We start from the raw sequence: 22,472 nt of genomic DNA on the forward strand, positions 1-22,472 counted from the left end.
TAGTCGTTCTAGGGTAGACAATTTCGCCATGTATTGGCAAAAAATAGTCCTGCCCTGAAAGGCTGATGCTAAAATCACCCCAAACGTTGTTGCAAACCTAGCTAAGGTCTCGACAGTATCGTCGGTTTACGCCTAGTTTGGGGCAATTTTAGCGATCAGCAGTCCTAATATTTGAATGTTCAACAGACCCTAAATAATAAAGTCTATAATCAGTCACTCTTGCGCATTACCATCGCGTTAAACAGGGCTTAAAATGGCACACGATATACCTAGGCTGAGCATTAATTGACTGATAGCGGTCAAATCAAAATATGCTACACTAGTAAGCGTTTTTATGGCTATCAATAAACAACATCGGCAATTGACAAAAATAATGTTAGTGCGGGTAGACCTGCACATGATTTTATAGTGCAAATGTCATTATTGTAGTTATATAAACACCCAGTATGAACATCAAGCAATACCTGTCATTGGCTTGTCTATTGACTTAAAAATGGATATGGGTAGTTGCAAGTGATCGATCATGTGACAGCTTTAATAAAGCTAGGATAATACAACAGTAAGGCACGGTTATGAGCACAGCATACGACGAGATTAAAACCCGACTACAAGGTTCAATGGTAGCCTTGGTAACGCCCATGCACCCTGACGGCACGGTCGATTATAAACGTCTGGCCGATCTCATAGACTGGCAGATTGAGCAAGGCACCCACTGTCTCGTTGCTGTCGGTACCACTGGCGAATCAGCGACGTTATCGATGCAAGAACATAGCGATGTGATTCGTTACTTTGTGAAGCATGTCAAAGGCCGCGTGCCAGTGATAGCAGGTACAGGCGCGAATAATACGACTGAAGCCATCAAACTGACGCAAGATGCGGCGGATGCTGGTGCAGACTGTGCATTATTGGTTGCTCCTTACTACAATAAGCCGCCACAAGAAGGCTTGTATCAACATTATAAAGCCATTGCCCAAGCCGTAAACATCCCGCAGATGCTCTATAATGTACCAGGGCGTACCGTGGTCGATATCGCTCAAAATACGGTTGAACGTTTGGCTGATATCGATAATATCGTTGCGATTAAAGATGCGACGGGCTCAGTCGCTCGTGGTGAGCAATTGATTAAAGCGGTTGGCGACCGTATTGTCGTGCTATCTGGCGATGATGGCACGGCGCTTGATTTGATGCAAATGGGTGCCAAAGGCAATATTTCAGTAACGGCTAACGTCGCACCGAACGCCATGAGTGAGACCTTTTCGGCCGCGCTACGTGGTGATTTTGATGCCGCGCACAAAGTACATGACGTGATTAAGCACTTGCATCGTGATTTATTTATTGAATCGAGTCCCATTCCAGCAAAATATGCGTTACATAAAATGGGTATGATAGACACGGGTATCCGCTTGCCATTGGTTTGGCTAGCAGAACAACATCATGCCACTATTGATGAAGCGTTGGTTCGCGCAAATTTACTATAGATGCGTGCGAATTTATTATAGAAGTGAAGCATTGTAAATGCTGAGCCAGTCGCTGATGACATTGGCTTGGCAAGAACTTATAAGGTTCTATCAAAACGACGAGCCAATCGTCTAAATGAGCAAAAATTGCTAACTCAGAGAGATAATATGATGAAAGTATCATCAACCCCTACAAGAACGTTTCCTGCTATGATGGTTTTGGTATTGGGTAGCACACTAGTATTAAGTGGCTGTCAAATGACCAAAGGCTTTCTTGGTAAGCGCGATAATGGCAGCTTAGAGTATCAAGAGAGTAAGAAGCTTGCACCACTAGAGCTACCAGTGACTCAGCAACCAGCAGCATTTGTGCCGTTATACACAACCCCAAATGCAGGCGTAAACACGCTCACCTTACAGAACGAAGCAGGTAAGCAGTATCAACTGCCTAAGCCTCAACGCGCTGTCGCTGTGAGCGATACTTCAAACTAAACACCGTATTTTCCTACTTACACCGCTGATTTTTTACTGTGATTGTTCAGGACATGATGTTCTCATGAATGACGTCATATAGTATTCAGCGGTCGCTGCGCGTTTTTACCACATAAGCTTGAACGAACAGGAATTCCATAATGCAAAAGCAACAACTGCTGTATAAAGGTAAAGCCAAATCAGTCTATGAAACAGAAGACAACGACCTTCTGATTTTACACTTTCGTGATGATACCTCGGCGCTTGATGGTAAGCGTATCGAACAGTTGGCACGTAAGGGCGTGGTTAATAACCGCTTTAATGCTTTTATTATGCAAAAACTGGCTGCCGCTGGTATCGAAACTCATTTCGAAAGACAATTATCTGATGACGAAGTGCTGGTCAAGCGTTTGGATATGATTCCAGTTGAGTGCGTCGTACGTAACTTCGCTGCGGGCAGTTTGGTTCGTCGTTTAGGCTTAGAAGAAGGCCAAGCATTGACGCCGCCTACTTATGAGCTATTCTACAAAGATGACGCGCTTGGTGATCCAATGGTCAATGAGTCACTTTCTATTTCTCTTGGTTGGGCTACCGAAGCACAATTAGCAAAAATGGAAGAGCTGACGCATCAAGTCAACGACGTATTAATGGCACTGTTTGATGCAGGCGATTTAATACTGGTCGATTTCAAATTAGAATTTGGCGTATTCCATGACCGTATCGTTTTGGGTGATGAGTTTTCACCAGATGGTTGCCGTATTTGGGACAAAAATACCAAGAAGAAATTGGATAAAGACCGTTTCCGTCAATCATTAGGCGATGTTATCGAAGCTTACGAAGAAGTGGCCAACCGTATTGGTGTGCCACTTAGCTAAGTCGTAAATGTTTAGCGCAAAACAAAAAAACTGAGCCATGTGCTCAGTTTTTTTATGGCATTATATTATTGATGGTTCTCTAGTGAGGATTTGAATCTTTGGCTGTAGGCTAATGATATCAACGTTTTGACACGCTGAGATAGCCACAGTGTACTTTATGGTTTACTTATCATACATACTCTATCTGTGATCGATGCGCTATATAGGTATCGAACTGCTTGTGTTGGATATGAATTTAATAACTATGAAGTCGATAGCATGGCTTAAGGCTATGGTTTTCCAAAAAATTGGTATTGATAGAGCTTTATACCCCCCAGTGAGCGTTACCAGTGCTAGCAAAAATACAGGAACATCATACTTCTCAAGGAGATTAGAGCAGTTAGTAACAGTAGTAACCTTTCTTTAAGTTTCATAAAGCTACGCAACCTCCTAATCGTTTATTATTTCCTTTGTCAACAAAGCAAGGCTTCATCAAACCATTTTGTTTGATTGTAAGCATTACATCTTAATTAATAACTCATGCTTGATAAGCATTTGGAAGGAAATGATAATGAAAAAGATAATGATGAGTTCTATTCTAGCTGCTACTGCTTGTTTTGCGATGATTGGTCAAGCAAGTGCCGCACCTGCACAGCATTTTGTAAAACATAAAGTCTCCCATGGACAGCAACACAAAGCCCCTCAGAAAGTGGTCGTTAAGAAAGTTGCACATAAGAAATTTGTGGCTCAAAACCATAAGCATGCATCTAAAGTGGTATATGTTCAAAACCGCCGTTAGTTGATGTAATTTTAATCGTATTATCTGATAAAAAACAGCTCCTAATTAGGAGCTGTTTTTTGTGTCGCAGGTTATGGTAATAGGAAAGTTATCATTAAATCTCTAGGTTCGGTACTTGCGGTTGTTTTATGTCTTGATCTGCTCGTTTCTATTATTTGTACAGAAAAAACCTTAAAGAATAAGACTGCTATTATCAAAAAAATAAGCTCAGAAACTTCTTAAAAAATATGTATCATTCTCGGTATAGTAATCATTATTGATGGCACACTTACTTCTGTAATAACATGGAAAAGTATACCCCACCGGAACCAACTAATTAGTGTCATCAATCAATTAATAGACCATTTAAAACAGACCGTTGTAATGGAACCACTCAAAACAGACTGCAAGATTTAATCACTTTTATTCCATTTAGGTAGTTATCGGTTGAATTGAGGACACGCCCTAATAATGCTCAGTGATAAAATCCTCTCTCGCCATAATTATTGATGGCTATTAGACACCATGAATATTATCTCTTTAGGCACAAGTTTGTAGCTTAACTCGTATAAAAAATCAAACATAGCGCCAACATTGTCTTCAATATCTTATCTTACTTTTATGCTAATTTATTAATACTTGTTTATTAATATTTGGTCATGTCAATTAGATGATAAAAATAAGAAAAGGTTTTGCTAATGTCTACTGCTTCATCAACTGTTTTAGACCCTAGTTGGTTTACTCGACCAACCTGTGTGGTCGCCGCTGATTTGATTGGCAAAGTACTGTGTAGAAAGTTAACGGATACCGATGGCACAGTGAAAATCTTGCGCATGCGTATCTCAGAAACCGAAGCCTATATCGGTAAGGACGACCCTGCTTGTCATTCGCATGCGGGTAGCCGAACGGCTCGTACTGAAATTATGTATGCGCAAGGCGGCATGTTTTATGTCTATCTGACTTACGGTGTGCATCATATGCTCAATCTGGTCAGCGGTGGAGAAGAGTCTCCTGAGTCGGTATTAATACGGGCTGGATTTTTGACCGACGATAGTGATCGTTTGATGGAAGAACAGCTTCTGAGCACGAATAAGCAACTTACTCATCCAACCCAGATGGCAGGTCCTGGCAAATTAACGAAGCGCTTACAAATTGATCGCGCGTTAAATGGCAAATCTATCAGTGTGGAGTCAGCAGTATGGCTCGAAGATGATGACTGCCAGCCACCAGTATCGCTGCGTCCTCGTATCGGCATTGACTATGCTGGCGATGCCAAAGATTGGCTATTGCGCTATATCTGGAGCGACCATCCTTCATTATCAAAAAAATAAAACGATGGCTGCGCTATGATGGTAATAGAGCTGCTCTCTCATGCTAATAGATAAAACAAAGGGTGACACTATGTATAAATTGACGGTTTTTGTTCCCGAAGCGGCATTAGAGCCAGTTAAATCTGCTTTATTTGCAGCAGGCGCTGGTACGATTGGCAATTACGAGCAATGCTGCTGGCAAGTACAAGGGGTGGGGCAGTTTATGCCGCTGGCAGGCAGTGATCCGCATATTGGCGCGCAAGATAAGCTCGAAAAAGTTGATGAGTGGCGAGTCGAGATGGTGGTTGCCACTGCTAATATTGAGCAAGTCATTGATGCACTAAAGCAGGCACACCCTTATGAGACGCCTGCCTATGATGTCATCGAAGTGCTAGATTTTTGAGCTTTAGAGGTATAGTTGATACTAAATAAAATGGGTACATGACATGATGATGCGTGACTGGCACAAACTTTTCTTGCTTGCTCTGCCTACGCAGACAGAGGCTACGAAAAATTTATACCAGTCACGCTGTCTCTTTTTTATATTGACCTGACTATAGGTTATTAGCAGTGGTTTAGGCTTATTTGATCTTAATTACTTGATAGCCTGGATAGCCAAGTTCGATTTTATAATCTTTACTACCACGTGTGGCCTTTACCTTTATTTTGCTATCGCCTCTTTTATATTTGACGTCTTTGACACGGTAGCCCATATTACTGACTTTATTGGCGGCTCGTTGTTCGATAGCTGGTTGATAAAGCTCTTTATCAACGTTTTTGATATCTTTTTTATGCTTTTTATAGACTTTACTGTCTTTATAAACGTCCTCGTAAAGGTCGCCATACGCATTGTAGCCGGGGGCAGTGACGCAACCTGTCGTTATCATTAACGCTGTGACCATAGCGGTGGCAACGGTTGGCTTTAGTAGGGTTGTGATATTCATAATGTCCTCTTATCAAGTTCAAGTTTTTCGCCAGTGTTATAAAAAATGGCCAAACAAACCAAGGGCTGGCTTATTTGACCTTAGACATCAATAGATTAACGATGTCACAATTTTTATTCGATACTGCATTATTCTCAACATCTTATAATCTTAAGAGTTAATCTCAGTTCAATGGATTAAATATTTAATCGTTCAAAAAACCCTAGTCTTTTTCAACTTTAATCACATTTAAGTTTGGGTAACCAAGCAGTATTTCATAGTCTTGCGAGCCACGTCTGGCTTCTATCTCGAAAACGCCGCGATTATTCTTTTCTTCCAGCTCAATATCTTTTACACGATAGCCCATAGCGCTGACCTTTCTGACCGCTCTTTGTTTAATCGCTGGATAACGTGATTCTCTTTTGATGCTGTCTTCGATATCGTCGTTCTTATAGCGATTTTTGTTCTTGTTACCTTTGTTCTTATTTCTATACTTATCTTTTTTATCATAATCATGCTTATCGTAGTCACGGTCGTTATCATACTTGTCATCGTAGCGCTTCTTAGACCAGTCTTGTCTGTTTGAGCTGATAAGCTTTAGGCTAGGATAAGTATACTTGAGCTCATAGGTTTGATTGCTCTTTTTGGCATAAGCGGTGATCGCTCGATTGCCTCGATAATTATCGGATTTGATGTCTATGACCTGATAGCCTTTACGACGTAAATCCTGACGCAGCTTCTGGCTCACACGGTTATAGCTAGCGTTATTGTCATAACCCTTGTCACCGCGATAGACAGAGTTATTGTCATAGCCTGGTCCTACGACAGTACAACCGACCATCGTACCTAGCAATGTGAGTGAAAGGCCAGCAGACCTCGCTGTTTTCAATGAGAATAGCTGTAAAATCTTCATGATAAAATCTCCTACGATATTTTTTTGATCGATAATCACGTGATTGATAATTATGTGATTGCTTTTCACCTCTAACAGCGTAATGCAGTTGATATATATTTGACTTAATAGCACCGATAAATTAGTAGCGCCGATAAAGAAGGACTTGATGCCTTCTTATATTAGCAGTCTTATTTGTTTGCTCTAATAACTGGAGAATATTGTGTTTTGAAATATTTTCTTACATTATCTATAATAAGGCACAAAACTTGATGTTAAGTGTCATTTGCGTTATTAAGTTGTAATTCCATGTTTAAGGATATGTTGCTTAAACAATCACTTAAACGACAATATGGCACATACCTGAGTATTAGCAATAAAAAAATATAGATGTTATTTAAGCTTATTTTGTTTCCATAATTTGTAGGTATAACGGTGCTTGTATGTAGGCTACTGACCAATATTTTTGACCACCATGTCAAAGACAGCCCTGTTCAATATTAGTTTATTTATCCCTTTATGCCATGTGGGGTAGGTAGTGTTTTCTCTGCGCTGGCGTTCGTTATATTGCCAAAGAGCAGGGAAGTATTTTGGGAGAAATGCTGATTTGAGAGTATTAACGACATTAGAGTAAATTGGGCTTGTAAGCATATGCTTACAAGCAATGACGTTTACGCGACTTAACATCAGGGTGAGAATTAGGCATTATACATACACGGCATCAGGGAATGTAACTCAAGGATTGAGTTGACCGCATTAAGGATAATGATTCGTTTACTGGCATCAGGATGATAACGGTAAATGAAGAAAGGATACATAACCTTTGCTGATAGCAGTTAATGCTAGTAACCGTAGTACATAGGGTAGGATGCCCGGTATCGCAACATGCTGAACGTTATGCAAGGATGCATAGATTACAGTCGTGATAGGTAACATGGATAGTTAACAATAAAACCGCATAACAATTAATTGCTATGCGGTTTTATCGTGTCTATAAGTTGAGAAATTTTTATTCAACCTGTTCTAAGTACATTATTGAGTACTGTATAAAGCGTTAAATAACTGCTAATAAAAAACCGCATGAGAATCATGCGGTTTTTTTACTTATCAAATCATCAATAATGTCATTGATGACTTAGCTGATAGCTTAGTATTTGTTTTCGCGACGCCAATCATCTACTTCACGCTCAGCATCATCCTTACTATGGCCATAACGCTCTTGGACTTTACCAACCAACTTATCACGGCTACCTTCAACGTGTAATAAATCGTCATCAGTAAGATCAGCCCATTTTTGCTTAGCTGAGCCTTTCACTTGGTTCCATTCACCTTTCAGGGTATGTTCGTTCATTGTTATATTCCTTTTTTTGATTATTAATTAATCCAGATATTTATCTTATTTAGTTTTATTTAATGCTAAGTTCAGTCGCTATTTTTATTTAGTTACCGTTTATTTGATATCTATAAAAATAAGCTAACTGACGCCCCTAATATAGGCTTTGAAAATTACGCTGTCTGTATAGGCAATGTTTAGAGTGTTACTTCATGATAGCAATCTGCATGAGTATGTTATGGAGACCATATTTGTGTAATAAATAAGGGGTGTTGTCAGTGAAATACGTAAATAACCTAAGAGGTTTTCTACCAACCTCTCAATACCATCATGCTTTATCAATAGCTCGAATTTTATATTCGTCTGTATTCAGCTCGGAATAAAATGAGGACACGCCCTAGAACAATTTTAGCAATCAACAATGCTTATTTATAAAGGTGCAACACGCCTCTTATAAAGGTGCAAACATAAACTACTTAGCCAAATAGTCTTGATAACGCTTGGTCAGTTTCTTTACTCGGAGACGATCACGAATCAATGAAAATAGGGGTGAAGCATTGGGTTTTGGTGGCTTTCCTGCACCCATGCGTTGCAGTTGGCGCTTAATGACAGCCATAGTCGCAATCGCACTCAAGGTTTTGTCTTTCCACTGAACCACTGGATCGTGGGCACTGAGCTGATCGTTTTCTTTCCAGTCATTAGGCAAAGCGGAGTTCATCGCTAAGGCTGTGCCCATCCCGACAATATCAATGCCTTGGGCTAGGACGTTTTCTGCTACCGCCAAACGCCTGACACCGCCTGTGGTCATAATGGGCATGGTGGCCACTTGCGCAATCTCTTTTGCAAAGTCTAAAAAGTAAGCTTCTCGCTGCAAGGTTCGGCCGTCTGCCGTTGTGCCTTGCATCGCTGGGCTTTCGTAACTGCCACCAGATAACTCCACCAAATCAACAGCAAGCCCATTCATTGCTAAAATAACGGTCTTTGCATCATCAGCATCAAAACCCCCACGCTGAAAATCGGCTGAATTCATTTTTACAGCGACGGCAAAGCGAGGCGAAACTTGTGCACGAACAGCTTTAATAACAGTGATTAATAAGCGCATACGATTTTCAATCGAACCGCCAAATTCATCGTCACGTTTATTGGTTAATGGCGACAAAAACTGAGAGATAAGGTAACCGTGAGCGGCATGAATTTGCACGCCGTCAAAACCAGCTTGTTCTGCTTTTAAAGCAGTATCGACAAAACGTTGAATCAGCTGCTCAATATCTTGATGGGTCATGGCGCGGGGTTTGCCAAACAGATGAGAGTGCTTTCCTAAATCAAGGGAAACATCAGAAGGTGACAACACATCACCTCCCATAGCCGCATACACTTGGCGACCAGGATGGTTAATCTGCATCCAAACTTGGGTGTCATTCTTTTTGGCCACTTTAGCCCACGCCTCAAAAGGAGCTATATCACTGTCTTTTTCTAATACAATACCGCCCGGACCGGTCATCGCGCGCCCATCGACCATCACATTACCGGTAATTAATAAGCCAGTACCACCCTCAGCCCAGCGTTGATATAGGCGCAAAATAGTAGAGCCGGGGACTTGTCCTTCATCTGCCATATTCTCTTCCATAGCAGCTTTGGCAAGGCGATTTGAGAGACTGGTGCCACAAGGTAATAAAAAAGGAGAAAAAACTGCTGATGTCATGATGGCAACCTAAAAGTATTGTTTCGTGAAAAATAAGTTTGACGATGAATTTGACTATAGACTTATAGTTTAAATGACTATAATCTTATAGTCGATATAGTAATTATTCCCATAAGTCATTTTAAAACATCAATCGAGGTCGATATTGAAGGTAAATGCTAGAACAGACTTCATTCGCATGGCTGCCAGTCCAGCAACCGAATCAAAGCGTGAGCTGGCAAAAGCTAAAACGCGTCGCGCGCTATTAAAGAGTGCCCTACAGCTGTATAGCGTAGAGGGCGCTTGTGGCATGAGCATGAATAAAGTTGCCAAGGGTGCAGGCATTGCTCAGCCTAGCTTTTACAATCATTTTGATAGCCTCGATGCCTTGCAACATGAATTAAGCGAACAGCTCAAAGACAACTATCTATCCCCCATGCGTATGGCTTGGGTAACGATGATAAAAGATTATGATTTCTTGAATAAAGAGCAATTTAACCAGCGTTGCCAGTCCTGTTTGACCCTGATTTTTGATGCGGCATTTCAGAATATTGCCTTGTTTCAACACCTCATCGAAGACCGTCCGCGCTTTGGCTCAAAGACAATAAATGCCATGAATAAGGGTTCGGAGCATAAACAACTGGGCAATCTTATTACAGAAATACAAGAAGAGTGGACGGAGATATTCATTCAGGGACTACAGTTATCTGGTCGTTCTATTGAACGCACTCACGTGAATCTCTGTGTCGATATTGCTAGCGCACAAGTCCATGAATTAATTTTAGGCTGTCATCAAGAGCGTTATTCAAGACAACAAGCGATTACCATTTTGAGTGCAAATTTTGCTGCATTGTTTGGCAATTTTTTTGCACGGACGCAACAATAAAGAAAGTAACTTGTAGTTGGTTAAAAATAAAAGGGGCACGTTAAATATAGTGTTCTGCTGGTATAAATACTCCTTGACTGCTGCGTGCTTTGCACTCCAGAGACTTCGAAAAATTTATCCCAGCAATGCTATATTTTTTTAAATTGAATCGACTGTATAAAACGAAAGTAGAACGGAAACTAGAGTCAATAAAAAACACAGGGAGCACGACTATGGCTAAAGAAATGGTAGCTGACGAACAAACACATTTTAGGACCTGCACATTGTGCGAGGCGATGTGCGGCGTTGAAATAAAGCATGATGGCGAAAAAGTATTATCGATTAAAGGCGATAAAAACGATCCCTTTTCGCAAGGTTATATTTGCCCAAAAGCCACGGCCTTACAAGACTTGCATGAAGATCCTGACCGTTTGCGTCAACCCGTTGAAAGAACCGCTGACGGTTGGAAGGAAATCAGCTGGACGGACGCCCTAGACAAAGTAGCGGCAGGCATCCAATCAGTACAGCAAAAATACGGTCAAAACGCCTTTGGGGTATATCTGGGAAACCCGAATGTGCACAACATGGGTGGCATGCTAACGGTCAAGCAACTATTGACCAGCCTAAAAACACGCAGTCGCTTTTCTGCCACTTCGATTGATCAGCTGCCGCATCATATCGTCAGCATGCATCTATTTGGTCACATGCTGCGTATCCCTGTGCCCGATGTGAATCGCACACAATATATGTTGATTATTGGTGGTAATCCGCTGGCCTCTAACGGCAGTATTATGACTGCGCCGAACATGCGTCAAAAGTTAAAAGATATCAAAGCTCGCGCGGGTAAAGTGGTTGTGATTGACCCAAGACGCACAGAAACCGCAGAGATTGCCAGCGAGCATCATTTTATTCGTCCCGCAACTGATGTTCTGTTATTACTGGCTATGTTGAACGAAATCTACGCGCAAGGCTATGCCAAGGTAGACAGTAGAGCGGCGGCTTTGGCCCCAGAGATTGATCTTATCGCCTCTTTTGCCAAAGACTATACGGCTGAGTCGGTAGCCAGCATCACTGGTATTACCGCAATTGAAATTAAACGTTTAGTGAAGGAGTTTTGCGAGGCTGAAAGCTCGGTCTGCTATGGTCGCATGGGTATATCGGTGCAAGAGTTCGGCTTGTTAAGCCAGTATCTGTCGATGGTCATTAATATCGTGAGCGGTCGCTTAGATGAAGTGGGCGGATTGATGTTCCCTAATCCTGCGGTCGATGTTGTCAATAGCTCGGGCCCAGGATATTTAGGCAAACGCCACAGCCGAGTAAGCAATCTGCCTGACTTCAATGGCGAGTATCCAGTGGTTGCGATGGCGGATGAGATGTTGGTCGCAGGCGAAGGTCAGTTGAAAGGATTTATGAGTGTCGCCGGCAATCCTGTCCTCAGTACACCAAATGGTGAAAAATTAGATGAAGCCTTGTCAGGGTTGGAGTTTATGGTGTCGCTCGATTATTTTGTGACCGAAACCAGCCGTCATGCCAATATTATTTTACCACCGGTATCGCCACTAGAACGTGACCATTATGACGTGACCTTTAATGGTTTTGCCGTGCACAATGTCGCCAAATACTCGCCTGCCTTGTTTGATCGAAAAGACAATGAAAAGCATGATTGGGAGATTTATTTAGAATTGGCTGATCGTTTGGATAAAGATGCCCCAGAAGCAATACAAAAAGAACGTGCAGCGACAAAAGCGTTTGGGCCAAAGTTTTTACTCGAGCAGGGTCTCAAGTATGGGCCTTATAAAGAGGTTACCTTGGATACGCTGATAGACAATCCGCACGGTGTCGATTTAGGGCCACTGCACAGCATGTTGCCAGAGGCCATCAAGCATGCAGACAAGCAGATTCATCTCAATGTTGATTTTTATCAAGCAGATTTAGACCGTGTAAAAGAGATGATGCAGCAATATGATGACAGTCACATTTTGCTCATTGGCCGCCGTCATGTGCGTAGCAACAACTCTTGGCTGCATAATAGCCATCGATTGGTAAAAGGAAAATCACGTTGTACGTTAATGTTACACCCTGAAACTGCTGAGCAGCAAGGCATTAAAGATGGTCAAGATGTCAGAGTGACGTCTCGGGTGGGCAGCGTTATCATTGCCGCAGAAGTGACTGATGAGCTCATGCCAGGCGTTGTTAGTATTCCACATGGCTTCGGTCATGGTCGCAAAGGTGTTAAGCAGAAGATTGCCCAAGCGCATGCAGGCGTCAGTGTGAATGATTTAACGGACGATACTTTGATTGATCAATTGAGTGGCAACGCAGCAGTGAATGGTGTGCCAGTACAATTAGAAGCGCTTGAATCAGCAACAGATGACGCATTGGCTACGGCATCATAAATCTTGATGGGCAGCACAGTAATATAAGTCTTTCCCTAAATCTAAAAGAAGGCGCTTACTATAGGTAAGCGCCTTCTTTCTTTTGCATAATATTTTAATACATCGTTTATCCGATTAAGCGCTCATACCGACAAAGTCAAAATCCACGTTAGGGGTTTCACCTTGGATTAATAAGCTAATTGCTTTTGCAGAGCCGCAAGCATGCGTCCAGCCTAGTGTGCCATGACCCGTGTTGAGCCATAAATTATCAAAGGTAGCACCATCGTTGCGGCTACCGTGTTTCACTTGACCGCAATGTGCCCGTCCAATGAGTGGGACATTTGAAGGTGTCATAGGCCGCAGTCCCGTCCAGTATTGAACGGAATTTGCAATAATCCCTTTTGGGAACAACTGCTGTACGCGCCGAGTAATGGCTTCACAGCGCGTGGCATTTAAGTCTAAATTATAGCCATTAAACTCCGCTGTTCCAGCGACCCGTAGCTTATCACCTAGTCGTGAGGTAACCAGTTTAAATTCATCATCAATCAGACTAACAAAAGGCGCTAAATGCGGTGCACGAGGGTTGATTTGATAAGTGGCTGAATATCCTTTGGCGGGAAAAATAGGTACATAAATGTTCAGCGGTTTTAATAGGGAGACACTATAGCTGCCAAGCGCCAATACATGACTATCAGCACTAAAGGTCTGCGCGTTCTCGCCTTTTGGGCGAATGGTAATACTATGCACATGCGGACGGGTAGAATTTGCATCAGTATTGAGTGCCAAAATCTCGGTATCATATAAAAACTGTACGCCAGCATCTATGCAGCGCTGTGCCAAACGATGGGTAAATAGATGCGCATTACCAGACTCATCACGGCTGGTATAGGTTGCGCCAGTGAGCTTATGCGCAATAGGGTAAAGTGCTGGTTCCAAACTAACAGCATTATTAATATCAATCACATGGCGCTCACAGCCAAGCGCTTGCATGCGTTCAGTTGGTTCGATGGCCGCATCAAACTCTGCTTGGCTGGTATAAAAATGCATGATACCGCGGGTTTGCTGCTCGTAATCAATACCGATATCAGCACGCAGCTGTTGCAAAGTATCTCTCGAATACAGACCCAAGCGCACCATTTGCACGAGATTGGCATCGGCTCTATCGGCGCGGCACTCTTGCAAAAACTGCATGGCCCATTTGAGCTGCGCTTTATCCGCACGCAAGCGATACAATAGCGGAGCATCTTCTTTAAATAGCCATTTGAGCGCTTTCATCGGAGTCGCAGGATTGGCCCAAGGCGTGGCATGCGATACTGATATTTGACCGCCATTAGCAAATGATGTCTGCATACCTGCCGCTGATTCGCGCTCAATCACGGTCACATCATAGCCTGCCTGACGTAGATACCATGCGGTGGTCACGCCCACCACGCCTGCTCCGAGTACCGCAATATGTGTCATAGGATTCTCTATGCTCATGTTAATCATGACGGTAGCGCTGTATTAAACTGCCATCACCTTCGCTGCGTTGCTTGCTTGATTCGATTTACTTCTTATTTTGGACGTGCAACATCTACCTGTAGAGCAGCTGGCAAGTCCAATATGCTCAGACCACTTTCTGCTAGCTGTTCAGGACGCGCCACGACCAGAGCGGTAAAGCCATTGTCATTTTGCATGGCATTGACCACTTGGATTTTATCGAGCTTGTCACCTGCGGTTGGTACTTCACCAGTGCCCTGTACATAATGCAAAAATGCTTTGGGTGCAGACTTGAAATAAATACGGGCAATGACTTCTTGACCCAAGTAGCAGCCCTTATCGTAATCCATGCCGCCGCGCTGATGTAGACGCAGCTCTTGTGGTTGGAACTGGCCCTGAGTCGCAGCCACGATCCAATAATTACCAGTGGCTATGCTACATGCCATCCAATCCTGTGTGTCGGCGACGGTATTGTGATCGTCCTTATGGCTAAAAGTTGGCTCATTGGCTAATACACAAGGATAAATCGCTGCTGGGGCACTGGTCTCAAACTTTGAAAACGCCCCATACTTATTCAGATGTGCTTGTAAAGACTCAGCACAATCAGCACTGATAACCACGTCATAATGCTTTTCTGCTTGTTTTTTGATCCAAATACCAAATTCAATACGACCTTTTAAGTTGCCGATGGCTGCTGCCTGATAGCTAAGGCCAAGCTTAGTGACGTCACAAGTCAATTGCCCTTGCAAGAATTTTTCGGCGTCCTCACCTTGAATGGTTAATTGCGAAAACTGCGGTACGGCTGATGGATTTGAAGACTGAGTCATTGTTATTATCCTTCTGATGAGAGCTTATTTATTAATAATATAGAGGGTAAATCGAAGTGATAAAAAATTATCTGATCGCTTTTGTCACTGACAGAATAGGTGAGTATAAATCTATATGAGGCTAAGAAGAGTACCACAAAAACCCCTGTCATAAAAAACGTCATCACTAAGCGATAGGTTAAGCGTTAAATTGGGCATAGCGTCCCATTTTCAACCGTACAAATTGGTTAAAGATGGCGAGTTACGGTACAATATTAGCTCTACAATTAACCTAATGTACGATGGCTGCCGAGGATAGAATGAGCTTACCCAATTGCCCAAAATGTGATGCTGAATATACGTATGAAGACGGTGCGTTACTGGTATGTCCTATGTGCGCTCATGAATGGACGGCAGCTGAAACTGATGCAGCGCAAGCTGAAGACCAAGATGCCGTTATTCGCGATGCCGTCGGTAATGAGCTACAAGATGGCGATGCCGTGACCGTCATTAAAGACTTAAAGGTCAAAGGTTCTTCAATTGTGATCAAAGTAGGGACTAAAGCGAAGAGTATTCGCCTGTTGCCAGATGCGACCGATGGCCATGATATCGACTGTAAATTGGATGGTTATGGCCCCATGAAACTGAAATCATCTGTTGTCAAAAAAGCTTAAGCGGCTACGTTTAATTCAAAGAATAATACTAAAATCTGATAATAGTTAATCAGAAAGTTTACTTTTAATAAAATAATACAGAACCAATAAATAGAGAATAACTATGAGTACTAAAAACGAACAGCTCTTTGCGCAAGCACGCAAGCATATCCCAGGTGGTGTCAACTCACCAGTCCGCGCCTTTGCAGGAGTCGGTGGTACACCTATCTTTATGCACCGTGCCAATGGTAGCAAAATTTATGACACCGAAGACAATGCCTATATCGATTATGTGGGCTCGTGGGGGCCAATGATTTTGGGTCATGCGCATCCAAAAGTTATTGATGCCGTTAAAAAGGCTGCCGATGATGGTTTGAGCTTTGGTACACCAACGCCGTTTGAAACCACCGTTGCTGATAAGATTTGCGAAATAGTCCCGAGCGTTGAGATGATTCGTATGACCAGCTCTGGTACAGAAGCGACCATGAGCGCGATTCGTCTGGCACGTGGTTATACCCAACGTGATAAAATCGTCAAATTTGAAGGCTGCTACCATGGGCATTCAGATAGCCTGCTCGTAAAAGCAGGTTCGGGCATGCTTGATATCGGTGAACCAACATCTAAAGGTGTGCCAGCGGACTTTGCTAAACACACTATTACGATTCCTTATAATGATCCGCAAGCGATCAAAGACTGTTTTGAGAAATGGGGCGAAGAGATTGCCTGCGTTATCTTAGAGCCGATCGCTGGTAACATGAATATGATCATTCCGACTCAAGAATTCCATGACACCTTGCGCGCAGAGTGTACTGCCAATGGTGCGGTATTGGTATTTGATGAAGTGATGACTGGGTTTCGCGTCGGACTTGGCGGTGCACAAGCGCATTTCGGTATTGATCCTGATTTGACTTGCTTTGGTAAAATCATCGGTGCTGGCTTGCCAGTTGGTGCGTTCGGCGGTAAGAAAGACATCATGTCTTGCATTGCACCACTTGGCGGTGTCTATCAAGCTGGTACGTTATCAGGCAATCCTTTAGCGATGCGTGCTGGTATTGCGATGTTTGAAGACTTAACGGCAGACGGTTTTTATGACGAGTTAGCCGCGAAAGTAGACCATCTAGTGGATGGTTTTCAAGCGGCTGCTGACAAGCATGGCATTCACTTGCGCACCAATAAATTGGGTGGCATGTTTGGTATGTTCTTTGTCAAAGATACTGAAACTGCAACGCCGAAGAACTTCGATGACGTGACAGAGTGTGACATGACCGTGTTTAATACTTTCTTCCACGGTATGCTCGATCGTGGTATTTATCTGGCACCGTCGGCTTATGAAGCGGGCTTTATGTCTATCAAGCATAGCAATGAAGATATTGATGCGTCTATCAAAGCGGCTGATGAGATATTTTCAGAAATGGCCAGTGCTTAATCTATTCTGATTATTCCAAAGTCATAAGTAACATTAATCTAGGCAATCAAAGCAATAAAAAACCAGTACCTTCAGAGGTGCTGGTTTTTTTATGGACATCTATTTTTTATTGCTACTTATTTTCTAAAGTTATCTATTTACTTTTGATGTTTTTAATATCGGTGTCTAATTGTACGCGTCGTTGTTGTGTATAAGTGGTCAAACAACCATTGAGCACCATTGGATAAGCACTACCGCCACGAACTGGACTGGCAGAAAACTGGCAAGCTTTGTCTCTAAAATCAATCCATGACAATTGTACTGCTTTTAATTGCTTTTTCTCAGAGCTATTAAGTAAGCGCTGAAAATCACGGTAAGACTGGTTCAGTTTTTTGTCTTCTACGGCCAGCTCAGCTGCAATACACTTGTTAATATCAGTCTGAGTATAAGCCTTGTCGCAGGTGTTTGCTGCGGATGCTTGAACACTGAAAAATAGCCCTGTTGACAATAAAGCAAGACAGCCGACGTTTTTAATATGGCTCATGATAAACATATAATCCCGTTACTGGTATGAAATGGCATTTAGCATAACATGGCTATATTTCGGATATATCTCAAATTTATGAGAGGTTTGGTAAATGTTCGTACGGAATTGAACCTATAGTCGATTCAATTCAAAAGTAGTACAAGGCAACCGAGTGTAGATGTATATCAAATACTTCAAGCGAGGTTAACGCAGTAACACTTTTTTAGTGGAATGACTATATAGTTTTAAGCTGATCGAGCCAAGTTGTTGTTCTATATACTGGTCATAAAAGGCGATTCGTATAGACCAAAAATACTGTTAATGACAGACCTAATAGAGTGACTCAACCGCTTAGAAAATTAGGATTAGAGTGTGCTATGCTGAGAAAAACTTACTCAGCAAGGACGCTAACTCATGACTACCAGCACTAATAATATGCCTAGCACTAATACGCCACCGTTATGGCAAGCTTCGTATGAGAAGTATGGGCTAAGAAATAATTTAGATGTGTTAGAAGGTAAGCACAATCTGCTGGATTTATTACAACCAAAGATAGATCAGCATAGTGATTCTGTGGCTTTTAGTATGGGGCCCGCCACGCTTACTTTTGCACAATTGGATATTGCCAGTCGGCGCTTTGCTGCATTTTTACAAGCAAAAAACATCAAAAAAGGCGCTCGTATCGCAGTGCAGTTGCCGAATATATTGCAGTATGCGGTGGCATTGCTTGGTTGTCTGCGCGCAGGTGCAGTATTGGTTAATGTCAACCCGATGTACACCCATTATGAGTTGGCGCATCAGCTGACTGATTCTGAGTCCTGCGTACTCATTGTCCTTGATGGCATGGCATCCGCTTACGATCAGCTCGATGAAGAAGTAAAAGCGCAATTGTTATTAGTCATACATTGCTCTATTGATCCCACTGTCGCACCTGCCGATAACGATATCGCCTTGCTTACTCATATCGATCAGACAGCAAGTGCTACAAGCCAAGCAAATAACGCTCACGAAACTATAGACGATGTCGCTACAAACGATACCTCAGCACGCAGCGTCAGCTTTGCCCATATTATGAATACCTACCATGCTGAGCAATGTCAGCCCGTCACTATCGAGCGTGAGGATTTGGCTTTATTGCAGTATACAGGCGGTACGACTGGCAAACCAAAAGGCGCGATGCTCACACACTATAATGTGATGGCCAATGTCTGTCAGTGTTATGCGATGTTTGGCAAAGCGATTGAAACAGGTCGTAGCGAACAGATCAAAATACTCAACCCTTTACCGCTATATCATATTTTCTCATTTACAGTCTGCGGGCTGCTTGGTCTTTACGGCGGCTGGGAAGATATATTGGTCACCAATCCTCGTGATATTGATGGTCTGGTCAAGACCATTGAGCAGCATCGTCCGCATGTCATTCCTTCGGTCAATACCTTGTTCATCGGGATGCTGCATCATCCAACGTTTGCCAGTCTTGATTTCAGTCGATTGGCCTTATCTATCGGTGGTGGTACTGCCATCATCAAAGCGGTATCTGATCAGTGGCAACAAGTGACGGGCATGATGATTCATGAAGGTTATGGGATGTCTGAGACAGCACCGGTAATCTCATTCAATCCACCAGGAATTAAGAATTTTAATGGTAGCGTGGGTCTGCCACTCGCCATGATGGACATCAAAATCATGGATGACAACGGCTCAGCGTGTGCTATCGGAACACCAGGAGAAGTAGGTATTAAGGGGCCACAAGTGATGCAGGGTTATTGGCGTCAAGACAATACGGATACCTTTAGTGCCGAGGGTTATTTCAAATCAGGAGACATTGGCGTGCTGGATGAGCAAGGGTTTTTGACGCTTGTTGATCGCAAAAAAGACATGATATTGGTGTCAGGATTTAATGTGTATCCGAACGAATTAGAAGCGGCGTTGACTGAACATCCAAAAGTGCTTGAGGTAGCGGTCATTGGGATTGAAGATGCACATAGTGGGGAAGTGCCAAAAGCTTTTGTGGTCAAAAGAGATCCAAGCTTGACGGCTGAGGAGCTGGCTGCTTTTGCCAGTGAGCGTCTGACGGGCTACAAACGTCCACAGTCTTATGCGTTTATCGATGAGTTGCCAAAGACGGCAGTCGGTAAAATATTACGTAAGTCTTTACGCTAAATGAATGCGTCATTTCACTGATGAAAATGACCTGACATCAATGAAGCTTTTAAAACGAATAAAAAACTGGGCTGCTATTTTTAGCAGCCCAGTTTTTTAATGCGTGCTGTATATAACGATTGAGTTTTATCGTGATTTATCAAACTTGCGATCTCTCAAGCTTAAGTTGCCGCGTACCACATCGCTATACATTCGGAAGTCGCTGGCGAAGCTCTTTAACGGAAATTTAAAAGAGGCTGGTTTGTTTTTTTCAAAGAAAAAATGACCCACCCACGCACAAGCATATCCTGCGGCAATACCTTTGAGTAACGGTTTGGGCGAACGGGTTTTGACCGACTTTGCCAAGCCCAATAAGCCAAAGCTGCTGCCTGCGAAATGCAGTCGTCGGCACGCCATATTTTGATGTTCTTCTAAGTAGAAATCGTAAAACTTCTGCTCAGTGGGCGTGGCAGCTTTTATTATGTCATGGTTCACTTGGCTGTTTGTCTGAGCATTTGCTGTTTTATTGCTATGCTGTGTTTGATTGCCATGCAGTGTGTGATTGGTGGTTTGATTCATTGTCGTCGCTTCCTTGCGGGTTATTTATTAATCATCCGTCCATGACGCTTTTTGTTACCAAAGCCGAACGGTTTTACTATGCGATGAGCACGGATTGGTTTAATAGAAAATTAGAATGGATAAGTAAGTGCTTGTTCTTTATTATAATATTTATGGTTTTTAATGTAGCAAATCACCCTGGTTAACACAAGCGCCAAATGTGCTCTACTTGTCTGTGCTGGTGCGAGGCTTTAGCCAAGTGTGCGTCTTACTTGCCAGTGTTTGGCATAAATGCTTTAATGGCGAAACTCGCTGTGATTCGTTCAGTGATATAAGCTATTCATAGAGCAATTTTCATATATTTCAGCAAATATCCTATCCTTTTTATCTAACACGGTAACGATATCTCCTATGCCTAATGACTATCTAGCAAACCCACCAATCGCCGAAGATGAAATGATGGCAGCCATTGATATTGGTTCGAACAGCTTTCATTTGGCCATTGCGCGTCTCGATCATGGTGAGGTACGAAAAGTGGTTTCCATGTCTGAAAAGGTGCAGTTGGCGGCAGGATTGGATAAAAATAATATCTTGGAGGCGGCAGCTGAGCAGCGCGGACTTGAGTGCTTAAGTCGGTTTGTGGCTCGACTCGATTCGGTGCCTGCCGAGCGCATCCGTGTGGTGGCGACCAATGCCTTGCGACAAGCTAAGAATGCGAATGACTTTATTACCCGTGCCAATAAAATCTTGCCCAAGCCGATTGAAATCATCGCTGGACGAGAAGAGGCACGTTTGATTTATTTGGGCGTGTCACACACCAATGCCAGTAGTGATAAGCGTTTGGTCGTCGATATCGGCGGTGGTTCGACCGAGTTCATCATTGGTCAAGAGTTTGACCCGCTATTGACCGAAAGCTTACAAATGGGCTGCGTTGCCTTTACCAAAAGATATTTTGATGACGGGCAGATTACCAAAGAAGCGTTTAACAATGCCATATCAGGCGCACGCAAAGAAGTATTGGCGATTAACGGGCGCTATCAAAAGACAGGCTGGAGCAGCGTGGTTGGCTCTAGTGGCACAATTAAAGCAGTGCGTAACGTGCTTGTCTCTAAAGGCTGGGCGGATGAGCAAGAACGCATTACTTATAAAGGCGTCAAAAAGCTAGAAAAATTATTGATTAAGATTGGCAATGTCAATGATATTGAGCTTGAAGGGGTTAAGGAGCATCGCAAGGCCGTCTTTCCCGCAGGCGTGGCAGTGCTACGTGCAGTCATGAAAGTGCTGGGTATTGAGACCATGACCTATTCGGATGGCGCGTTACGCGAAGGCGTCATGTATGACATGCTCGGGCGCTTTGCTAGTGAAGATGTGCGTGACCGTAGTGTGCTCGCGCTGATTAAACGCTACTCAGGGGATAAAAAACAAGCCAAGCAGGTGGTAAAAACCAGTCGTAATCTGTTTGAGCAAGTGAAGGCGAAGCTATCACTCAGTAGCGACGATGGCGATTTGCTCAGGCGAGCGGCGTTTTTACATGAGATAGGATTGGCGATTAGCCATAGCAGCTACCACAAACACAGCGCTTACTTGCTTGAACACTCAGATATTCCCGGGTTTTCACAAGTAGATCAAAAGCGTATGGCGCAGCTGATGCTCAATCATCGTCGCAAGCTCAAGTCGGATATGTTAGAGCAGACTTGTACCATTGGCGGTGATTCGCTGGTTTATCTCTGCTTATTGTTACGGTTAGCAGTACTCGCGCATCACAGTCGTAGCGATAACGAACTACCAACGTTGCAGCTTCAAGTCATTGATACCAACTGCTGGCAAATCACAGTGACCGATAACAATGAGCATTATGCGTTCTTATTATCAGATTTGCATAATGAGGTCGAGCAGTTTGCTAAATGGGGCGTGACGTTAAGCGTGGTCGAGGCATAAGTGCTGAGCGCTAGCATTGAGTCGTTACT

At 43.0% G+C, this 22,472-nt stretch carries 20 protein-coding genes; 12 read left to right on the forward strand and 8 right to left on the reverse strand.

Features of this window, described 5'->3' with window-relative positions; all coding sequences use genetic code 11:
* The first annotated feature begins 572 nt into the window (after positions 1 to 572).
* The 6 genes from dapA (at position 573) to ACMFL8_RS00980 (ending at position 5,270) form a co-directional block, all read left to right on the forward strand.
* Positions 573 to 1,478, forward strand: a complete 906-nt coding sequence (gene dapA, locus ACMFL8_RS00955) for a 4-hydroxy-tetrahydrodipicolinate synthase (RefSeq protein WP_189583329.1) — start codon at positions 573 to 575, stop codon at positions 1,476 to 1,478.
* 147 nt (positions 1,479 to 1,625) lie between these two features.
* Positions 1,626 to 1,946 (forward strand): hypothetical protein, encoded by a 321-nt coding sequence (locus ACMFL8_RS00960; RefSeq protein ID WP_227669975.1) that lies wholly within the window; start codon positions 1,626 to 1,628, stop codon positions 1,944 to 1,946.
* A gap of 140 nt (positions 1,947 to 2,086) precedes the next feature.
* Positions 2,087 to 2,800: a phosphoribosylaminoimidazolesuccinocarboxamide synthase gene (gene purC / locus ACMFL8_RS00965; protein ID WP_413189839.1), complete on the forward strand. Its 714-nt coding sequence runs from the start codon at positions 2,087 to 2,089 to the stop codon at positions 2,798 to 2,800.
* 550 nt (positions 2,801 to 3,350) lie between these two features.
* Positions 3,351 to 3,578 (forward strand): hypothetical protein, encoded by a 228-nt coding sequence (locus tag ACMFL8_RS00970; protein WP_413189840.1) that lies wholly within the window; start codon positions 3,351 to 3,353, stop codon positions 3,576 to 3,578.
* Between the two features lie 677 nt (positions 3,579 to 4,255).
* Positions 4,256 to 4,888: a DNA-3-methyladenine glycosylase gene (locus ACMFL8_RS00975; protein ID WP_413189841.1), complete on the forward strand. Its 633-nt coding sequence runs from the start codon at positions 4,256 to 4,258 to the stop codon at positions 4,886 to 4,888.
* A gap of 70 nt (positions 4,889 to 4,958) precedes the next feature.
* On the forward strand, positions 4,959 to 5,270 hold the full coding sequence (locus ACMFL8_RS00980) for an NGG1p interacting factor NIF3 (RefSeq protein WP_413189842.1): 312 nt from the start codon (positions 4,959 to 4,961) through the stop codon (positions 5,268 to 5,270).
* A 178-nt stretch (positions 5,271 to 5,448) separates the two neighbouring features.
* On the opposite strand, the gene ACMFL8_RS00985 is transcribed toward ACMFL8_RS00980, so the two are convergent.
* The 4 genes from ACMFL8_RS00985 to ACMFL8_RS01000 form a co-directional block, all read right to left on the reverse strand.
* Positions 5,449 to 5,811: a hypothetical protein gene (locus ACMFL8_RS00985; protein ID WP_413189843.1), complete on the reverse strand. Its 363-nt coding sequence runs from the start codon at positions 5,809 to 5,811 to the stop codon at positions 5,449 to 5,451.
* A 202-nt stretch (positions 5,812 to 6,013) separates the two neighbouring features.
* Complete coding sequence (locus tag ACMFL8_RS00990) at positions 6,014 to 6,703, reverse strand: hypothetical protein (RefSeq protein WP_413189844.1); 690 nt, start codon at positions 6,701 to 6,703, stop codon at positions 6,014 to 6,016.
* A gap of 1,126 nt (positions 6,704 to 7,829) precedes the next feature.
* Positions 7,830 to 8,033 (reverse strand): CsbD family protein, encoded by a 204-nt coding sequence (locus tag ACMFL8_RS00995; protein WP_010196100.1) that lies wholly within the window; start codon positions 8,031 to 8,033, stop codon positions 7,830 to 7,832.
* A gap of 454 nt (positions 8,034 to 8,487) precedes the next feature.
* The gene (locus ACMFL8_RS01000; RefSeq protein ID WP_413189845.1) at positions 8,488 to 9,717 is read right to left on the reverse strand and encodes an NADH:flavin oxidoreductase/NADH oxidase family protein; all 1,230 of its coding nucleotides are present in this window, start codon (positions 9,715 to 9,717) and stop codon (positions 8,488 to 8,490) included.
* A gap of 178 nt (positions 9,718 to 9,895) precedes the next feature.
* Between ACMFL8_RS01000 and ACMFL8_RS01005 the strand changes: the two genes are divergently transcribed.
* Together ACMFL8_RS01005 and ACMFL8_RS01010 are read left to right on the forward strand one after the other, a co-directional pair.
* A complete protein-coding gene (locus ACMFL8_RS01005; protein ID WP_413189846.1) occupies positions 9,896 to 10,582 on the forward strand; it encodes a TetR/AcrR family transcriptional regulator in 687 nt (228 codons plus the stop codon).
* Between the two features lie 212 nt (positions 10,583 to 10,794).
* The gene (locus ACMFL8_RS01010; protein WP_413189847.1) at positions 10,795 to 12,957 is read left to right on the forward strand and encodes a molybdopterin oxidoreductase family protein; all 2,163 of its coding nucleotides are present in this window, start codon (positions 10,795 to 10,797) and stop codon (positions 12,955 to 12,957) included.
* A gap of 114 nt (positions 12,958 to 13,071) precedes the next feature.
* Here the strand turns inward: ACMFL8_RS01010 and ACMFL8_RS01015 are convergent, their stop codons facing one another.
* Both ACMFL8_RS01015 and ACMFL8_RS01020 read right to left on the reverse strand, forming a co-directional pair.
* Positions 13,072 to 14,397, reverse strand: coding sequence for a D-amino acid dehydrogenase (locus ACMFL8_RS01015; protein ID WP_413189848.1), 1,326 nt, complete (start codon positions 14,395 to 14,397; stop codon positions 13,072 to 13,074).
* Between the two features lie 92 nt (positions 14,398 to 14,489).
* On the reverse strand, positions 14,490 to 15,242 hold the full coding sequence (locus ACMFL8_RS01020; protein WP_413189849.1) for a YgfZ/GcvT domain-containing protein: 753 nt from the start codon (positions 15,240 to 15,242) through the stop codon (positions 14,490 to 14,492).
* A 299-nt stretch (positions 15,243 to 15,541) separates the two neighbouring features.
* Here ACMFL8_RS01020 and ACMFL8_RS01025 point away from each other — a divergent pair, with 299 nt between their 5' ends.
* Both ACMFL8_RS01025 and hemL read left to right on the forward strand, forming a co-directional pair.
* A complete protein-coding gene (locus ACMFL8_RS01025) occupies positions 15,542 to 15,895 on the forward strand; it encodes a zinc ribbon domain-containing protein YjdM (protein ID WP_057758016.1) in 354 nt (117 codons plus the stop codon).
* Positions 15,896 to 15,998: 103 nt separating this feature from the next.
* A complete protein-coding gene (hemL, locus tag ACMFL8_RS01030; protein WP_201593604.1) occupies positions 15,999 to 17,300 on the forward strand; it encodes a glutamate-1-semialdehyde 2,1-aminomutase in 1,302 nt (433 codons plus the stop codon).
* Between the two features lie 133 nt (positions 17,301 to 17,433).
* Here hemL and ACMFL8_RS01035 read toward each other — a convergent pair whose 3' ends face one another.
* A complete protein-coding gene (locus tag ACMFL8_RS01035) occupies positions 17,434 to 17,823 on the reverse strand; it encodes a lysozyme inhibitor LprI family protein (RefSeq protein ID WP_413189850.1) in 390 nt (129 codons plus the stop codon).
* A gap of 396 nt (positions 17,824 to 18,219) precedes the next feature.
* Between ACMFL8_RS01035 and ACMFL8_RS01040 the strand changes: the two genes are divergently transcribed.
* On the forward strand, positions 18,220 to 19,968 hold the full coding sequence (locus ACMFL8_RS01040; protein ID WP_413189851.1) for an AMP-binding protein: 1,749 nt from the start codon (positions 18,220 to 18,222) through the stop codon (positions 19,966 to 19,968).
* 126 nt (positions 19,969 to 20,094) lie between these two features.
* On the opposite strand, the gene ACMFL8_RS01045 is transcribed toward ACMFL8_RS01040, so the two are convergent.
* On the reverse strand, positions 20,095 to 20,526 hold the full coding sequence (locus ACMFL8_RS01045; protein WP_227679679.1) for a DUF962 domain-containing protein: 432 nt from the start codon (positions 20,524 to 20,526) through the stop codon (positions 20,095 to 20,097).
* A gap of 390 nt (positions 20,527 to 20,916) precedes the next feature.
* Here ACMFL8_RS01045 and ppx point away from each other — a divergent pair, with 390 nt between their 5' ends.
* Positions 20,917 to 22,443, forward strand: a complete 1,527-nt coding sequence (gene ppx, locus ACMFL8_RS01050) for an exopolyphosphatase (protein ID WP_210540854.1) — start codon at positions 20,917 to 20,919, stop codon at positions 22,441 to 22,443.
* Positions 22,444 to 22,472 lie beyond the last annotated feature (29 nt).

Origin of the sequence: Psychrobacter sp. AT9 (genome assembly GCF_047272965.1) — a bacterium.
GTDB classification, from domain to species: Bacteria; Pseudomonadota; Gammaproteobacteria; order Pseudomonadales; family Moraxellaceae; genus Psychrobacter; species Psychrobacter glaciei.

What these genes read in the sequence shown, in the direction of transcription:
- ACMFL8_RS01025 (WP_057758016.1), top strand. Translation starts at nt 15,542, where the DNA reads ATGAGCTTACCCAATTGCCCAAAATGTGATGCTGAATATACGTATGAA.
- ACMFL8_RS01020 (WP_413189849.1), bottom strand. Translation starts at nt 15,242, where the DNA reads ATGACTCAGTCTTCAAATCCATCAGCCGTACCGCAGTTTTCGCAATTA.
- ACMFL8_RS01000 (WP_413189845.1), bottom strand. Translation starts at nt 9,717, where the DNA reads ATGACATCAGCAGTTTTTTCTCCTTTTTTATTACCTTGTGGCACCAGT.
- ACMFL8_RS01035 (WP_413189850.1), bottom strand. Translation starts at nt 17,823, where the DNA reads ATGAGCCATATTAAAAACGTCGGCTGTCTTGCTTTATTGTCAACAGGG.
- ACMFL8_RS00970 (WP_413189840.1), top strand. Translation starts at nt 3,351, where the DNA reads ATGAAAAAGATAATGATGAGTTCTATTCTAGCTGCTACTGCTTGTTTT.
- purC (WP_413189839.1), top strand. Translation starts at nt 2,087, where the DNA reads ATGCAAAAGCAACAACTGCTGTATAAAGGTAAAGCCAAATCAGTCTAT.
- ACMFL8_RS01045 (WP_227679679.1), bottom strand. Translation starts at nt 20,526, where the DNA reads ATGAATCAAACCACCAATCACACACTGCATGGCAATCAAACACAGCAT.
- ACMFL8_RS00975 (WP_413189841.1), top strand. Translation starts at nt 4,256, where the DNA reads ATGTCTACTGCTTCATCAACTGTTTTAGACCCTAGTTGGTTTACTCGA.
- ACMFL8_RS00995 (WP_010196100.1), bottom strand. Translation starts at nt 8,033, where the DNA reads ATGAACGAACATACCCTGAAAGGTGAATGGAACCAAGTGAAAGGCTCA.
- hemL (WP_201593604.1), top strand. Translation starts at nt 15,999, where the DNA reads ATGAGTACTAAAAACGAACAGCTCTTTGCGCAAGCACGCAAGCATATC.
- ACMFL8_RS01005 (WP_413189846.1), top strand. Translation starts at nt 9,896, where the DNA reads ATGGCTGCCAGTCCAGCAACCGAATCAAAGCGTGAGCTGGCAAAAGCT.
- ACMFL8_RS00960 (WP_227669975.1), top strand. Translation starts at nt 1,626, where the DNA reads ATGATGAAAGTATCATCAACCCCTACAAGAACGTTTCCTGCTATGATG.
- ppx (WP_210540854.1), top strand. Translation starts at nt 20,917, where the DNA reads ATGCCTAATGACTATCTAGCAAACCCACCAATCGCCGAAGATGAAATG.
- ACMFL8_RS00980 (WP_413189842.1), top strand. Translation starts at nt 4,959, where the DNA reads ATGTATAAATTGACGGTTTTTGTTCCCGAAGCGGCATTAGAGCCAGTT.
- dapA (WP_189583329.1), top strand. Translation starts at nt 573, where the DNA reads ATGAGCACAGCATACGACGAGATTAAAACCCGACTACAAGGTTCAATG.
- ACMFL8_RS00990 (WP_413189844.1), bottom strand. Translation starts at nt 6,703, where the DNA reads ATGAAGATTTTACAGCTATTCTCATTGAAAACAGCGAGGTCTGCTGGC.
- ACMFL8_RS00985 (WP_413189843.1), bottom strand. Translation starts at nt 5,811, where the DNA reads ATGAATATCACAACCCTACTAAAGCCAACCGTTGCCACCGCTATGGTC.
- ACMFL8_RS01040 (WP_413189851.1), top strand. Translation starts at nt 18,220, where the DNA reads ATGACTACCAGCACTAATAATATGCCTAGCACTAATACGCCACCGTTA.
- ACMFL8_RS01010 (WP_413189847.1), top strand. Translation starts at nt 10,795, where the DNA reads ATGGCTAAAGAAATGGTAGCTGACGAACAAACACATTTTAGGACCTGC.
- ACMFL8_RS01015 (WP_413189848.1), bottom strand. Translation starts at nt 14,397, where the DNA reads ATGACACATATTGCGGTACTCGGAGCAGGCGTGGTGGGCGTGACCACC.